This is a genomic window from uncultured Shewanella sp. (genome assembly GCF_947501225.1).
Lineage (GTDB): Bacteria > Pseudomonadota > Gammaproteobacteria > Enterobacterales > Shewanellaceae > Shewanella.
Genome location: NZ_CANMUW010000001.1, coordinates 43,256 through 59,166, shown reverse-complemented (window position 1 = coordinate 59,166; position 15,911 = coordinate 43,256). Strand labels below are relative to the sequence as shown.

The window sequence follows — 15,911 nt, the reverse complement described above, 5'->3', positions numbered from 1 at the left end:
ACCGGCCACTTCTGAAAACGATAATAGCCGCTAAGAATACCCCATCGACTGATGTCAGACGATCAGGAACGCAAGAAAGTTAAATATACTCATTATCAATCAGAGTAATAAAGCCCCGGCGAGCTCGGAGCTTAAATCTGATATTGCTATCTTCTCAGGTAACTTGAGAATAGCTCGACAGTTAATAGGTGTAGCTGGCTCCCAGCCCCAGAGGCATACCAATCGACCAATAGATCAGTAACCAGCAACTCCATAACCCAAGCAGAAAAAGACTAAAGGGCAACATCATCGAGATGAGAGTACCGATACCGATATCCTTCACGTAGCGTTGGCAATAGACAACAACGAGTGGGAAGTAAGGCATTAAGGGGGTGATGATGTTGGAGCTGGAATCACCGACACGATAAGCCGCCTGCGACAGGTCCGGGCTGATATTCAACTGCATTAACATAGGCACCAGTACAGGGCCAATCAAGGCCCACTTAGCCGATGATGAGCCGACAAACAGGTTCACGAAGGCAACTAAGATGATCAAACCCACTATCGTCACCTCAGCGGGCAGATTCATCGCCTGAAGACCACTCGCCCCTTCAACGGCAATAAGTGCACCTAAGTTTGATGCAGAAAACGCTGCCACAAATTGAGCACAGAAGAATGCCATCACGATATAGTGGGCCATCCCGCTCATCGACTTAGACATAGCTTGAACGACGTCGATCGAGTTTTTGAAGGTGCCGGTCATATAACCATAGATCGCCCCGGGTATCACAAAGAAGATGAAGATCAAGGGCACGATCGATTGCATCAATGGAGCACTGAAACTGGTGAGCGAGCCGTTAGCATCACGCAAGGTTGAGGTTTCAGAAACAGTAAGCGAGAAGAAACCGATCATAGCCGCCACCATCACCAGGCTGGCGACACGAAATGCTTTTTCCTCTTCAGGGGTGCTCTCCTCCATGGAGGGGACATCGACCTCTTCGACATTCACCTTATGAGTACGATTCAACCTGGGCTCCAGCATCTTATCGGTCAGATACCAGATAATTAACACGATAGGGATACAGGAACTTGCGGCAAAGAACCAGTTGTTCAATGGGTTAATCTGAATATCCGGGTCAACAATTTGTGCGGCCGATTGAGTAAAACTTTGTAGCAACGGATCGATACCCGAGGGGATAAAGTTAGCACAGAACCCTCCCGACACACCGGCAAAGGCTGCAGCAATACCCGCTAACGGATGACGCCCCACGGTAAAGAAGATCACCCCGGCAAGCGGGATCACCACCACATAACCTGCATCGGTGGCAGTATGGGAGATGATCCCCACCAGGACAACCGCAGGTGTTAAGAACTTGAGCGGAGTAACTTTGAGCATCCGCTTCAGTGCGGTATTGATAAAACCCGAATTCTCGGCAACGCCAACACCTAGCATAGCGACTAATACCACTCCTAACGGTGCAAAGGCGGTAAAGGTACTTACCATGCTGGTTAAGAAGTGAGTCAATGCCTCGGCGCTTAACAGGTTTTCCACCTCTATAGGTGAGTTGGTTCTGGGATCTATTGCCTCAAAACTGACACCCGAGAGCAGTGCCGAAAGCCCCCACACAGCAAAGAGTAAAATAAGAAACAGCATTGCAGGATCGGGGAGCTTGTTTCCGACCCTTTCAATGCCATCCAACATTCGTCCGAGCTTTCCCGGACCAGACTGTTCATTTGCCATAGTTCACCACCCTCTATTGATTAAGCACTCCTGACTTTTCGACAAAAAGCGGGCGCATTGTTTAATACCAATCAGTATAAGAAAGTGATCTACTCAGCGTGTTTTTTGGCAACTAATTCAAGGCGAATGGATGAAGGAATGGTTGATCCCTTGTGAGTTCATTCAACATAGAAGTAGGCAGCCAAAAACACGCCTAACAGGCGAGTTTTAGCGCATCCGATGCTGTGTTAACGAGCTTTAACGTAGAACAACTATGTTCTTCACTCGTTGCCTTGCCTCAGAAGCGCTAAATTCTCGCTGAGCGATCACATCTTTATACTGATTGGTATAAGATGTCGCGGCAGGATACAGCTGCACTCTGTAATCAACCTTAATCCTAGTTAAAAAGCAAAAAAAAGCCCCGGTATTAACCGGGGCCTTGAAAATAGCGTATCAACAACTGCTACTTACTGGTGTCAATAGCATCGAACGATTTAACCAGATCATCGACCGCTTTCATCTGCTTAAGATAAGCTTCCAGCTGATTGAGCGGCAGTGCACATGGGCCATCACACTTAGCATTATCCGGATCCGGATGAGCCTCGATAAACAGGCCAGCCAGGCCAAGTGCCATACCGCTGCGGGCAAGCTCTGTCGCCTGAGCACGACGTCCGCCGGCGCTGTCGGCACGTCCACCCGGACGCTGCAGTGCGTGGGTCGCATCGAAGATAACCGGATAACCGGACTGTTTCATCTCATCCATGCCTAACATATCAACCACTAAGTTGTTGTAACCGAAGCTGCTGCCACGCTCACACAAGATGATCTTATCGTTACCGGCTTCATTGAACTTGGTGATGATATGACGCATCTCGTGGGGTGCTAAAAACTGAGGCTTCTTAACATTGATGATGGCACCGGTTTTAGCCATGGCAACAACCAGATCCGTTTGACGGGCAAGAAAAGCCGGAAGCTGGATGATGTCGACGACATCAGCCACAGGCGCACACTGATGCGTCTCATGAACATCCGTGATAATAGGCAGATTAAAGGTCGACTTGATCTCTTCGAAGATCTTGAGTCCCTCCTCCATCCCCGGCCCACGGTAAGAGTTTACCGAAGAGCGGTTAGCCTTATCGAAAGATGCCTTAAACACATAAGGAATGCCGAGCCTTTGAGTCACTTCAGCGTATGTTTCAGCAATCTTCATTGCCAAATCACGCGACTCAAGGACATTCATACCGCCAAACAACACGAAAGGTTTATCGTTTGCGATCTCGATTGAACCCAGACCTATGACTTTATTACTCATCAGAACTTCTCTCTAAAATAAGCCAAGGCTTGCCTTGGCATGAATCAATTTGGTTTACATCTATCTTTCAGCTAGGGCATTAAGCCGCCGGCCTCATATCCAGAATATAGGTAACAAGCACCTGGCAACTCAAGATTATGACGCGATAGCCTGTAACAGCTGGCCGCACATCCAAGCCATATAAGTTCCCACAGCATAGCCCAATACCGCAAGTAACACACCCACAGGCGCGAGCGCCGGGTGGAAAGAGGCGGCGACCACAGGTGCAGAGGCCGCACCACCTACGTTGGCCTGACTGCCTACAGCCATATAGAACAACGGCGCCCGTATCAACTTGGCAACGATCAACATAAAGCTCGCATGAACTATCATCCATATGATACCGATTGCGAAATACCAAAGGTTATCGGGATCGGCCAACTTCGATACATCCATATGCAGGCCGATAGTCGCCACTAAGATATAGAGGAATGCAGATGCTACCTTTGACGCACCCGCCGCCTCAAGGTGACGGACCGGACTGAAGGACATGGCAAGACCGATAGTGGTCACGGTCACGATCAACCAGAAAAACTTAGAGGTGAGGCTATAATCGCGGGTCCATGGGTAGTTGGCCTCGAAAAACGGGCCTAAGAAATCGGCAACCACATGGGCCAGACCGGTCACACCGAAGCCGACCGCAACGATCATCATCAGGTCGTTTAAGCTTGGGATTCGGGCATTCTCGGCATGGTACTTCTCAACCTTCTCCTTGAGCCTTTCGATGGCGGTGGTGTCTGCACCTGTCTTCTTATCTATCTGCTTGGCTTTCGATGACATAAACAGCAACACAGCCATCCAGATATTCGCAACAATCACATCGACGGTGACCATGATGGAGAAGATATCTCCTCCGGCCTCGTAGATCTCTTTCATGGCCGCCTGATTCGCTCCGCCACCAATCCAGCTTCCCGCCAGCGTCGTCATGCCTCTCCAGACCGCATCCGGGCCATGACCACCGATGATCTCCGGGTTGATAGCCGAGACGATAAGCAGGGCGATGGGACCACCGATAACGATACCGACGGTTCCGGTCAGGAACATGATGATAGCTTTGGGTCCCAGAGAGAGGATCGCCTTAAGATCGACACTTAAGATCAGCAGCACCAGACATGCTGGTAGCAGGTAGCGGGATGCAACGAAATAAAGCTGCGAGGCGTGGCCGTCGATAATGTTAAAGGTATTGAGCAAGGATGGCAGGAAATAACACATCAATAGCGCCGGGATGAATTTATAGAATTTCATCCAGAACGGATGTTTACTGTGACTGGTATAAAAGACAAAACCCAATACGACGGCCAACAAGCCCAAGCCCGTGGCGTCATTGGTCACTAACGCGGTACTACTCATTTGATACTATCTCCCTACCGGCAATATTTTGTTGATTGTTTATTGTTATGATTATTTATGACGCTGACTTCTGAGCGCTTTTATTATTGTATTTTCGCTGCTATTACAGCTTTTTTTCAATTTACAACGATAATTCGGAAAATTTAACGAGCCGAGTGCGACATGACCAGGGGATACGCTAAGCGGCGAAGAGTGCAGCACAAGCCTTGCACTCTTAACAGGAGCCAGACTCTCTGTCCGGCAAGGTCATCGCTCTGCTCATCTACTTCTCAGCCTGACACACCTTGAGATGGCACGGCAAGAGACTAATGGTAGATCTCCTGCTCCTCTTTAAGCTCTTTCAGCTGCATCTTAACCAGCTCGATAACAGGATCATGAGGACTGTTGTCGACAAAGTGTTTCAAGTCGGCAGCAGCCACACTGATACAGCCTAACTGCTGGGCAATAAAGGCCCGCTCTCTGTTCAGATTGAGATCGTCTTCATGCCACTGCAACAACAAGTTACAGCACTCCATCGCCGGCTCAAACCTATGCGAGAGTATGCTTCCCGCCTTAAGCTCGTGGATCATCCTGGATATCAGACGCTTGAGGCTGGCAGGTTTCAGGTATGCAGCCTTAAAAGGAGCCCCGTTACCCAACTCGCCACGGACCAGAGAATGCAGTTGATGACGAGTGAGCCTATCCCCGGTCAAAGGGTCAATATAGCGAACTTCATCATCGATTCGGCTACAAAGCACGGTATTTCCGGGAAGCAGGATCGGCTCGAGCTTTAGGTCCAACTGCTTGGCCAATAACATGAGCACAGTAGCCAGGGTAGTACTGTTTCCCTGTCGGCTGACAATGCAGCTTCCCAGATCCGCAGCCTCGACGCTGAAATATGACTCTCGCGCACAGAAACCCAGATCTTGATAGAACCAGCGCAATAAGCCATCGAGTCTCGCGTGCCTGTCCACAACATAGTGACTCAGCACTGAGCCGGCTATCTCAAGCCAGGCCCACTTAGCAGACTCCAGTTTAGAGAAACCCAGATGCTCTGTGATCTCTAATGCCGATTCAGGAAGCTGAATCGTCTCTTTTAAGGTAAAAATCGTCATTATCCCAGCAGCATCGCTTGTTTAAACATCGCCAGCTTTGCAGCGTAGACTATCCAGCCTATCGCACCGAGAGCGGCAAAGACTTTGAACAGGGTGTTTCGTTGCGCATGCAGGGAGATCGCCGCCAGGAAGATATAGGCAACAACGGCCCCTATCTTTTCTGTTAACCATGGGTCGACGAAAGGATACTGCTTAATAAGAAAACAGAGAGTCAAACCCGACAACAGCAGGAAGGTGTCGATCACGTGAGGCGCGATTTTGACCAGCTTCTTACCCATGATAGGGGACTGACGCAGGTGCAACACAAAACGTACCAGGAAAAACAAGACGCTAGCCGCAACCAGAGTCAGGTGAAGATGCTTAATCACCGGATAAAGACTGTAGAAAGTTTCCATTAAAAGTTCTTATTTGGCTGACAAAGGCGGTAGTGTACCCGATCCCCTCCCCCATCACCAATATCATGGTCAGAAACTCTGCAAACGGGTAGAATATCTTCAGATCCAAAGAGGTTGTTCAAGCCTGAAAACGCTACGTACCGCCACCATGCCAGGAAAATTTAAACAGAGATTGCAGCTGCTCCCTCATCCAGAGATTTTCCGGGGTATTCTCAGTGGGTTTATAGGTAAACAGTTCTAGCCGATAGGCTGGCATTTCGAATGGAACCTCAAACAGCTTAACAGGTAACTGGCCCTGAAGTGTCTGCGCTGCAAATTTAGGCAAGGTGAGCAACAGTCTCGAGCCGGCAACCACAAATGGCGCATTTATCACATTGGGTAGCTGCAGCGCGATATCTCGCTCTAACCCAAGCTTACTCAACTGCTCATCCACCACTCCGGTCTTCTCCCCCCAGGGCGAGACCAGAATATGCCGGTGTGAGAGAAAAGTCTGTAAATCCATGCTTTCAAGCTTATTACCCGCTATGGTGCAGTATCTATCCTCCCACCATGTCCATCGGTTAATGAGCGGGGTTTTCACTTCGTCAAAATGCGAATAGCCAAGGGCAAAATCCAGCTCTCCAGACTCAAATGCAGCCAAAGGCAGCTTCTCGCTGCGAGAGGTCAGGTTGATGCGGATCCCTGGGGCATGCACCTCCAGATGTGGCATCAGGCGAGACATCATCAATAGTGCGGTAAAATCCGTAACGGCAAAATTAAACTCGTGCCGGCTCTCACAGGGAATAAAATGAGTCTGCGGAGCGAAGCAGCAGTTCAAGGTCGACAGCACCTCAGATATTGGCTCATAAATGCTATCGGCGTACCGCGTCGGTACCATCTGTGCCCGGCTGCGAATAAACAGCTCATCATCAAGTTGCATCCGCAATCTCGCCAGGGCATGGCTGAACGCCGACTGACTCAGGTTCATCGACTCCGCAGCCAGGGAGACATTACGATGAAGATAGAGGGCGCAGAACAGTTTAAGAAGGTTCAGGTCGAGACGCTGCAGCTTACTATGCATTATTTTCATTCAGGCACCTTCCAATATGAATTGCATTCGCAACCTAAGCAACTCATGGCAAAAAGCCAGTTGGTTTAGAATTATCGACTCAGCTGAAGGTCGCTGGGCCGCACAGTTTCAGCGATTTTAAGAAAGCTCATATCAGGCTAGTTCAGCCGACTATGCACGCTATTCATCTAGACATGATTAATATGCACTTATCACATAACCATTGCTAGTTTATGCTGTACACAAGATAAATCAACTATGGAAAGCTCATGAGCCCTACTTTCACAACTGACTTTACCCTCGACGACAGCAAAGAGTTTGCCAATGCAGTCGAAGATAAGATCGCCGAATTTAATTGGCAGAACTGGGAGGTCTCAGAGCGCCTCCCCCTTGGGCTAAAACTCGAAGGTGAAAACGGCGAGTTACTGGCTGGCTTCTCTGCCCGAACATTCGGTAACTGGCTGCAGATAGACAACCTCTGGGTGAGCGAGACACTAAGAGGACAAAATATTGGTAGCCGGTTATTGGCAGACGCCGAAGCCATCGCCATCGAACGAGGCTGTATCTATGCCATCCTCGACACCCTGAACTTTCAGGCCCGCCCCTTCTACGAAGCCAGAGGCTACACTCTTCAATGGACTCAGCAGGCCTACCCCAAAACCGGCTGCAAGTACTTTATGGTAAAAAACCTGAAGAGTTAAGTTTTGGCTGTAGGAGTCGGGTAACCAGGCAATAAAGATAGATACAGTATCTACTAAATGAGAGCAACTACAGAGCCTCTTTGACGGAGTTGTTCACTGGCTTATTGCAAAAACTTCCTGCTTTCATCTACCGAGCAGCTATTCACAAGTATGGGCTCATTAACTCTATTGGTGAGCCAACACTCTTCGTAAATAGAACAGTAACAAAGCTCAATATTTATAAACTTGTCAGCCTCTAGAAACTCCTTAGATTTTTCACCTCTATATACTATTGGTTGGATGCTATTTTGTGGTGATAATATTCTGGCGCCTAGATGTGACTGAACGAAATTTGGCAAATCAGGAATATCTCCCCAGTACTTGATGGCATCAGACTTGTACTGAACTACAGCATATTTTATTAGAGCAGGACCATTTCCACTATTGGTTACACCATATTCAAAGTGTTCATCGCCAAAACTTCGAAATATTTCCAGCCTGGGCCAGACAGAAGCACGTGCATAAGCGCGGTCTATATATGCGGAATACATGCTAATGACGGTTGTCACTAAACTTATCAAAAGTGCTGAGAGTGCTACTATCATCTCAGGCTTTTTGTACCACTTAACCTCTTCCATTTTTATTATCCACTCCTGTTGGATTACTTGTATTACTTAACTCAGGACTAAGAACCGCCGGTTTTCAACAGGCTAACCACGGCTTCAACGCCGGTAAGGGCAGATTGCTCCATGATGCTTCTTACAGACTTGTGAAAATTAGGTTTATGTTGCCTCACCACATGGTAGACCTGAAAACATAAAACTATGTCACGCTCACTTAAGCCGTTGTGCCTTGCAGCCATAACGGCAAGATAACTACGCAGCATAAAGCAATCGAGCACCAGAAAATTAAATGCCGACAGGGGGCTATTATCTGCCGTCATAGGAAATTGCAGGTGATAGATGTAATAGAGCAGATAGCGGCTAAACAAGTCCTCATTTGCTCTCAATGCCGGCACGGCAATATCATTCCAGGCGCTGTTAATCTTCTCCATGTTCAGCGCCTCCTTCCCATCTGACATAGCCAGGATAGCATCGTTTAACTCGCCGAATCTGGGCCGGTAGCGTCTGGGGTGCTCATCACAACACATGGAGTGAACAGAAAGAAAGATATGCAGTTGGTGCTCCGGCAAATAGGGCAATGATTGAAAAGCCTGCCTGAGCTCCCCCTCTGCGGCCATATGGGATAGTTGCGTATATGTATCGTCAAGCAACTCCGGCAAGGCTTGCTGTTTAGTGACCTTATCTGCGCAATTGACCAGCAGGCCTATGGCGAGCAGTGTTTGCTGCCAGTCAGAATGCTCATCGAGCAACAGATCTATGCTGTAGTCATAAGCCTTTTCAGCCCACAAGGGAACGGATCTTGGTTGGATAGGTTTTTCAGTCTCGTTTCTCTCAAAGATAAACGCATCCTCGCCGAACAATATCAACCTGGCGGCCTCCGGGCATGACAAAGAGAGGCTTTCGAATCCATCATCGCCTCTTACCCTGAAGATCCTCGGATAACTCCTGCAGGTCTCACTCAGTGCCTCTTCACCCGCGACAGCATGAATCTTACACAGCTTGTCCTGTTGCAGAAACGGGCACCTTCCCTGCTCGCTAAAACGGATAATGGCCCAGTCTTCATCTTTGACATTAATTGGCTGCATCGAATCTTCGGCCAGACTCTTCAGCTGCGGGTGTGCCATGGTCTTGAGATAACTTTGCTTATCAACATGCACCGACCAGTCGATACAACAGGAATCTTCGCAGTCGGGGCCTATGCAGCTAAACTCGCTGACATACCCGGGTCTGATAGTGTTACTCGCCACAGATGTTACTCCTTCAACATGGCTTTCTGGCTAACGAGTCCCCACTCAAAACTGAAAGCTATTAGCCCATTCAACACTTAAATATCTCAGACTATAGGGTAATTTATCTGCTAACAAGTGTAATCGAACACAGTTTCGATTACTTGTCTGATAACAAGTTTCAAATATCTTTCTAAGTTGGGTTCATTAATCTGATTTTGTCTTGGACTTACTCGTAGGAAGCCATAGCTCTACTTGTACCAATTGCTTGCAGCAGGCTTATGTGCAGATACTGCTTCGGGACGCTGTAAAACCATCCGTGGCCGCTTAACGAAAACTTCCATGTTTTCGATACCCTCAGCCGCATCTACACCTAGTCACCTATCTCTGCGAATGAGGTTCTTAGTTACAAACACGTTTTTGGACACAAATGAGTTAGAGCCAAGAGTCTAACTCGTGAGGCTTTATTTAAGAAAAGTATGGCAATGGGATGTGCGGTAACGCCGCCAGCAGGGGCCGAAAAACCAGAGCGAAGCGGCGTTTTTTTGGTCCCTCTGGCTGGCTTTGTTAAAGCTATTCTTCATAGCCTGTTACATGCCTATTTTTAATGTTTTCTGATGACTCACCAAATAAAGGCTCAAATGGCTTAAAGTCGACCTCAGGCGACTTTGCTAGCAAATCGAGTAGCTTCTGGTTTCCGTTATTTGAGTAGGTCATGATCGAGCCATATCTTTTTAAACGCTTTACTTGAATCTTCGTTTTTGCGTACCCAGGGAACTCAGACATAAAGTTATCAAACTCGACGATTAAATCATCCGTTAGTTTTATCAACCTTTCGGTCAAGTCAATTAGAATTACAACATTCGCTTGCCCAACAGCAGCTACCGTATCGTCGAGTGATAAGGTGGCATACGCTTTGTCACCGTGGTGCTTTAATAACTGCTCTTTAAATTGCTGATTGATTCCGTTTCTTTGCTCCCAGAGCTTAAGGATATAGTTGTAATTGCTAACCATTGATCTGATACGTGGTATCTGACTCCATTTGTGATAGCTTTCTCCATCTTCTTCGCTAGATGGCACCACGAATGAAAGATCTTGATAGCCCTCAGTTATCGGACTTGCATGAAACAAAATACTTGGTATCGCAGCTAATCGTTGGAGCGGGTTCTCACTTAGCTCACCGTGATAATTGCCTTTGATAGCTAGAAGAGTTGCCCGTGCTTCTTCGGCAGAAAGAATCCATTTATTCGCCGCATCCATTTTATCTTTTTCAATTTGAATGCCTTCTTGATGCCTTAGAGTTAGGTAGGCTATTCCTGCACCAAGAATGGAGGTGAAGAATGCACTGGCAATTGGAAAGGCATAGTCTTTAAAATAATTAGGTTCTTGCCTTAATCCGTCAATAGCACTTATAAGTAATTTCGTTTCTTCGTGCACTAGATCTCCTTGTGGCTTTAACTGCTTGTTATATAACGTTTACTCGTTAAGTATGTTTTCTTTTACTTTATCCGGTAATTTATCCCACAAAACATCGTAATAATACTTTTTGATTGTTGGATAGTTTTCCTGTCCAAATTTGGCAATTTTTTCAGCATCAGAGTAATTCATTGGCTGATGAAATAGCTCGTTGGCTTTCTCCATAAACTTATAGAGCTCAAGCAACTCAGCTTCTGTTAATTGGACACCTGAATTCATCAATTTCCTTAGGTATATAACGCCCATTTAAGGGGCTGATAATAGTTTGCTAAAATTGTGTAGCGTAGCGAAACTGAGCAAACTGTTAGCAGTCGCGCTTTAAATTCTTGTTAGTTTGAAACCATATGCTGGCTATGCTTTAGTGAAACTGCAACGTATACATTTAAGCTTTTAATGAAAAAAGTCTGTTTCTTCGAAATATAGGGCCTGATTTTTTCTGGTAACTCCAAATCTGACCAAGGTATAAGTATCTCTTTTACCCAAAAAAATAAGACCCCACCTTTAACTATTAGGCCTTTTTCATTGGATGATACAAGCATGGTATTAAAACAACCCCGCTCTTCACCTACACACCAAATGTAAAAAGGTTCGGGGTAATATTTTGATTGAAACTCACTATTTGCAGTGTAGGAACTGCGGACTCGATTAAGTGCAATATTTTTACGAGTATTTAGATAGTTCATAAAAAGCCCAAAACATATAAAAACACTAAATATGGCTAATACAAATCGAATATCCATTAATATAACCCAAGCCTTCCTTTGCAAACTAACGCCCCGCTCAGTGGCGGCAACAAGCCGGTTAAAATCTGCGAGGGACGAGCAACACCGGCGACTGTTGACGTCCAGACTGAAGCGGCTTGTTATATGCTAACTATGTCCAAATCTGCATCATCCGGTCTAAATAGCTCCAACCAAAGAGTAGAGCCATCATCATCCGAGCACTCGAGATCAAAGGCATCATCATAGACATCTACCACCGTCGCAACATCTCCTGCTCGAGGCGCACGCGTTCCAACGGTCAAGTCACTGTGCTCAAATTGCTTCTTGAGCCTCTTTATTCTAACAACTGAGTATTGCTTCATTGCGATTCCAATAGGCATATAACGCCGCGTTAACGGGCCGGAAAACTGCGTAGCAGTTTGGAGGTCCGAGCCCGAAGGGCTGAAGTTGCACGCCTTGTTATACGCATTTAGTCGACCACCCTCAGTTTAATCTGTGCACCATCTGGAAGATCTTTGATTTCGTGCGCAACATGACCTGAAAAGCGCACCATTTCGATTAGTGGTGCCGTTTTTATGTTTGAAATGGCGTATTCGCCGCCAAGGGCACCAGGGGTTACCAGACAGTATTTTTCGCCCTCTTTAAGGGGGCCAAGATGCTCTTGCGCTTGCTCAACCAGAGCTTGCATGTACCAGTCTTCTAGAAATTCTTGATCTGTAGATAGTTGATCAAGCTCTTCTCTTGTTTTGGCAACGACTTCGCAATAGACATCTTCAGGGCAGAGACGCCAGTACTTACCCTCAGAACCCTCGATCATGAGATTGCCGAAATCGTTTTCACCGACCACTTGGACTGGTTTAATTCCTACCCAACCCCATGACTCTTTGATTTCTTGGATGATGCTCATGGCCTTCCTTGCGTATAACGCCCTGCTAATAAGTTAGCCATGTGCTGGCGGGCGATTTGCTCAGCAAATGGCATGACAGCCTTGGTGAATCTGAATTTAGCAGCTTGTTAAGTGGCATTCTCATTCTGCTCTGCGGATTTCCGGATCTCAGGCAATTGGTACTGTAGTATGCCCAAAATTATAATCAGCGGAATTATTGCAAGCCATAATAATCCATCAAGAAACCACAATGAGATGAATAAGATTTGAATACATACATATAAGGTCATCTTGAGCCAAGATGGAAGTATGAGCATTTGCCCAATAGCTAGAATTGGTAAAGCAAAGAGCAAAGTACCAAACACTACAAATGCAGGGTGAAAACCAAGAGTTTCAGCATCAACAACCCCTTGATAGAAGTCATAGCCAAAAATTGCAAATATTGGAAATAGCGACAAAAACAAATAGAGTGCGCTATGCCTTTCCTTAGCTATTAACTTCGAATGTTCATCATTTTTCTGCTGAAGAGTCTTCATGCCATCCTTGCCATTTAACAGCTTATTGAATAGCAGCTCAATAAACTGCTGCCTAAAATTTAACTTACAGCAACTATGCCATGCTAATACACTGAAATAAAGCGACAAAATCAACATCATTTCCAGAAAAGTTGAATAAGCCGCCCGCAAAGCTGAGCAAGTTGATGTAGAGGTCTCTACAACAAACAATCAAACCCTTTTAATTCAATTGATTAAACATTTAACGGCAGTTTATTGAGCATAAACATCAGGTTTTTGCTCACTTTTGTCGCGGGTTATCTGTGAGAAAATTATCGCTGTGTATTTGCATAATGCTTTTCGGGTTCTAAGTACCCCATTGATAAAAAACATAAGGCTATATTGGCTGTTCATTGGTGGCGATATGTCACTAGTTAACACGTAATGGGGCAGAAATGAGTTACGCATCCTAGCAAAAAAGGTCGAATCGAAGAGATTGATACTCAGGTGCAAGTGAGCACGAGGACTTCGATTTCAGGGATGAAATCGTAGAGCGCCCAGGGATGGGTTTACAGCGTACCGAGAGATTACTTGCACATAAGCTCACCGCAGGTGATAGATAACTATAAAGGTACGGCCTTCAAACAAACATCCCAATACAATTGAGCAAAAGAAAAAATGTAATCAGCCTTCATTTCAAGGCTGGCTAGTTTTGCCGTTTTACAAACAAAAACGCCATTGGTATTAGAGCTACCAATGGCGTTACATTTTAAAAGCACGCTCAGGGCTGCTCAGCCTAACTAAATAAAGCAGCACCAGCCGATGCCGCGGCACTCTTCACCTTTAAGAGACAACCTTGGGGATCAACCCAAGCTACCTATCTTGGCCAACGCCCCAGGGTACAGCGGTCATTGCTGCCAAAATCCCGCACGGTGGCGACATTTTCATAGCCCAGCTCGGTCATCTTCTCCCTCAGCTGTATCGCTTGCTGATAGCCATGCTCCAGCAGCAGGTAGCCACCGGGCGCGAGGTAGTCTCTCGCCGCAGCCGCGATATGGTAGAGATCCGCGAACCCCTCTTCACCTGCCGTCAATGCACTTTGAGGCTCAAACCTGACATCACCCTGACTCAAGTGCTCATCGGCCTCGTCGATATAGGGAGGGTTAGAGACGATCAGATTGAAATCGTAGCAGTCGATAGCGTCGAACCAGTCACTCTGAATGATCTCGACCTGATTGAGCTTGAGGTGCTCCCGGTTAGCCTTAGCCAGCGCCACCGCTTCGATGATCTTATCGACGGCGGTAACCTGCCAATCCGGCTTCTCATAAGCCAAAGAGAGCGCGATGGCCCCGGTGCCGGTTCCTAAGTCTAACACCCGTGCGTTATCGGCAAGAGGTAGGTTCAAGGCGGTCTCGACTAAGATCTCGGTATCCGGTCTCGGAATAAGGGTCGTCGGGTTAACCATAAATGGCAGTGACCAGAACTCTCGCTCACCGACGATATGTGCGATAGGCGTTCCCAGCAGTCGTCTTGCCACCATCTCGCCGAAGGCGGTCTTCTGCTCAGAACTCAAACGTTCATCGGGCCAGGTATAGAGATAACCTCGCTGCTTATGGATGATGTGCAGTAACATCACCTCGGCATCGAGCTTAGGTGTGTCGGAGATATTGTTCAGCTGTGATGAAGCCCAATCGAGGGCTTCGGCTAGAGTATGGTACAAAGGCGTTCCTTAATTTTGAAACCTTGTTAAACAGCCAGAAAGCGCAACCGGATAATTACTCTTCTGATAATGCCGCCAGCATATCTGCTTGGTTTTCTAGCATTAAGGGCTCGAGGATCGCGTCGAGCTCACCTTCCATCACTTCGTTCAAACGATAGAGCGTCAGGTTAATTCTGTGCTCACTCACACGTCCCTGCGGGAAGTTATAGGTACGAATTCGCTCAGAGCGGTCACCACTGCCGACAAGATTGCGACGAGTGCTCTCTTCGGCGCTGCGACGCTTCTCATCTTCTACCGCCTGGATGCGTGCAGACAGTACACTCATCGCCTGGGCACGGTTCTTATGCTGAGAGCGTTGATCCTGGCACTCCACCACGATTCCGGTAGGAATATGGGTAATACGAATAGCTGAGTCAGTTTTGTTAACGTGCTGTCCACCGGCACCCGATGCCCTGAAGGTATCGACTTTCAGGTCTCCGGCGTTGATCTCGATAGCTTCCGCTTCCGGCACTTCAGGAAGAACAGCGACGGTACATGCCGAGGTATGAACGCGCCCCTGAGACTCCGTCTCCGGTACACGTTGAACACGGTGACCACCTGACTCAAACTTAAGCTTACCGTAAACACCTTCACCTGAGACCTTGATGATCATCTCTTTGAAGCCGCCATGTTCGCCTTCATTGGCGTTCATGACTTCAAGCTGCCAGCGCTTAGACTCGCAGTAGCGGCTATACATACGGAAGAGGTCACCGGCAAAAATAGCGGCTTCATCGCCGCCAGCACCGGCACGAATTTCAACGAAGGCGTTGTTGTCATCGTTCGGATCTTTCGGAAGCAGCAGGATCTGTAGCTCATCTTCAAGCTTTTCCAGCAGAGACCTGGCTTCTTTCATCTCCTCCTGAGCCATCTCTTTCAGATCAGGGTCATCTTCGTTAGCCATCTCTTTAGCGGCTTCGAGATCTTCCGTCGCTTGCTGGAAGGATTTAAAGCTTTTTACCACCTCTTCCAGTTGCGAATACTCTTTTGAGAGCGCACGAAAACGCTCCTGGTCTGCAATAACACCTGGATCACTTAACAGAGCTAACACTTCTTCATTACGCTCGAGCAAGCCTTCTAGCTTGCGAATGACACTGTCCTTCATTAAAAC

At 47.2% G+C, this 15,911-nt stretch carries 16 protein-coding genes; 1 reads left to right on the top strand and 15 read right to left on the bottom strand.

What is annotated here, in order from left to right:
• Nucleotides 1-181 precede the first annotated feature (181 nt).
• The 6 genes from Q1B47_RS00320 to Q1B47_RS00295 all read right to left on the bottom strand — a co-directional run bounded on the left by Q1B47_RS00320 (nt 182) and on the right by Q1B47_RS00295 (nt 6,958).
• Complete coding sequence (locus Q1B47_RS00320) at nt 182-1,720, bottom strand: AbgT family transporter (protein ID WP_299786836.1); 1,539 nt, start codon at nt 1,718-1,720, stop codon at nt 182-184.
• 442 nt (nt 1,721-2,162) lie between these two features.
• Nucleotides 2,163-3,011, bottom strand: a complete 849-nt coding sequence (gene kdsA, locus Q1B47_RS00315) for a 3-deoxy-8-phosphooctulonate synthase (RefSeq protein ID WP_299786833.1) — start codon at nt 3,009-3,011, stop codon at nt 2,163-2,165.
• A 135-nt stretch (nt 3,012-3,146) separates the two neighbouring features.
• On the bottom strand, nt 3,147-4,400 hold the full coding sequence (locus Q1B47_RS00310; RefSeq protein ID WP_299786830.1) for a DUF819 family protein: 1,254 nt from the start codon (nt 4,398-4,400) through the stop codon (nt 3,147-3,149).
• A gap of 305 nt (nt 4,401-4,705) precedes the next feature.
• Nucleotides 4,706-5,494 (bottom strand): tetratricopeptide repeat protein, encoded by a 789-nt coding sequence (locus Q1B47_RS00305; RefSeq protein ID WP_299786827.1) that lies wholly within the window; start codon nt 5,492-5,494, stop codon nt 4,706-4,708.
• Complete coding sequence (locus tag Q1B47_RS00300; protein ID WP_299786824.1) at nt 5,494-5,889, bottom strand: SirB2 family protein; 396 nt, start codon at nt 5,887-5,889, stop codon at nt 5,494-5,496. The genes Q1B47_RS00305 and Q1B47_RS00300 overlap by 1 nt, the downstream gene beginning before the upstream one ends.
• Before the next feature lie 133 nt (nt 5,890-6,022).
• Nucleotides 6,023-6,958: a LysR family transcriptional regulator gene (locus tag Q1B47_RS00295; RefSeq protein ID WP_299786821.1), complete on the bottom strand. Its 936-nt coding sequence runs from the start codon at nt 6,956-6,958 to the stop codon at nt 6,023-6,025.
• Between the two features lie 248 nt (nt 6,959-7,206).
• On the opposite strand from Q1B47_RS00295, the gene Q1B47_RS00290 reads away from it, so the two are divergent.
• Entirely contained in the window at nt 7,207-7,638 is a 432-nt protein-coding gene (locus Q1B47_RS00290) for a GNAT family N-acetyltransferase (RefSeq protein WP_299786818.1), read from the top strand.
• 101 nt (nt 7,639-7,739) lie between these two features.
• Here the strand turns inward: Q1B47_RS00290 and Q1B47_RS00285 are convergent, their stop codons facing one another.
• The 9 genes from Q1B47_RS00285 to prfA all read right to left on the bottom strand — a co-directional run bounded on the left by Q1B47_RS00285 (nt 7,740) and on the right by prfA (nt 15,905).
• Nucleotides 7,740-8,255 carry a hypothetical protein gene (locus Q1B47_RS00285; protein ID WP_299786815.1) on the bottom strand — a complete coding sequence of 172 codons (516 nt, stop codon included), beginning with the start codon at nt 8,253-8,255 and terminating at the stop codon, nt 7,740-7,742.
• A gap of 47 nt (nt 8,256-8,302) precedes the next feature.
• On the bottom strand, nt 8,303-9,487 hold the full coding sequence (fliB, locus tag Q1B47_RS00280; RefSeq protein ID WP_299786812.1) for a flagellin lysine-N-methylase: 1,185 nt from the start codon (nt 9,485-9,487) through the stop codon (nt 8,303-8,305).
• Nucleotides 9,488-10,039: 552 nt separating this feature from the next.
• A complete protein-coding gene (locus Q1B47_RS00275; RefSeq protein WP_299786809.1) occupies nt 10,040-10,903 on the bottom strand; it encodes a hypothetical protein in 864 nt (287 codons plus the stop codon).
• Nucleotides 10,904-10,942: 39 nt separating this feature from the next.
• Nucleotides 10,943-11,161 carry a hypothetical protein gene (locus Q1B47_RS00270; RefSeq protein WP_299786806.1) on the bottom strand — a complete coding sequence of 73 codons (219 nt, stop codon included), beginning with the start codon at nt 11,159-11,161 and terminating at the stop codon, nt 10,943-10,945.
• Nucleotides 11,162-11,271: 110 nt separating this feature from the next.
• On the bottom strand, nt 11,272-11,682 hold the full coding sequence (locus tag Q1B47_RS00265; RefSeq protein WP_299786802.1) for a hypothetical protein: 411 nt from the start codon (nt 11,680-11,682) through the stop codon (nt 11,272-11,274).
• Between the two features lie 451 nt (nt 11,683-12,133).
• Complete coding sequence (locus Q1B47_RS00260) at nt 12,134-12,571, bottom strand: T6SS immunity protein Tdi1 domain-containing protein (protein ID WP_299786799.1); 438 nt, start codon at nt 12,569-12,571, stop codon at nt 12,134-12,136.
• A 107-nt stretch (nt 12,572-12,678) separates the two neighbouring features.
• Nucleotides 12,679-13,275, bottom strand: coding sequence for a hypothetical protein (locus Q1B47_RS00255; RefSeq protein ID WP_299786796.1), 597 nt, complete (start codon nt 13,273-13,275; stop codon nt 12,679-12,681).
• 646 nt (nt 13,276-13,921) lie between these two features.
• Nucleotides 13,922-14,764, bottom strand: a complete 843-nt coding sequence (prmC, locus tag Q1B47_RS00250; RefSeq protein ID WP_299786793.1) for a peptide chain release factor N(5)-glutamine methyltransferase — start codon at nt 14,762-14,764, stop codon at nt 13,922-13,924.
• 55 nt (nt 14,765-14,819) lie between these two features.
• A complete protein-coding gene (prfA, locus tag Q1B47_RS00245) occupies nt 14,820-15,905 on the bottom strand; it encodes a peptide chain release factor 1 (RefSeq protein WP_299786790.1) in 1,086 nt (361 codons plus the stop codon).
• Between the last annotated feature and the right edge of the window lie 6 nt (nt 15,906-15,911).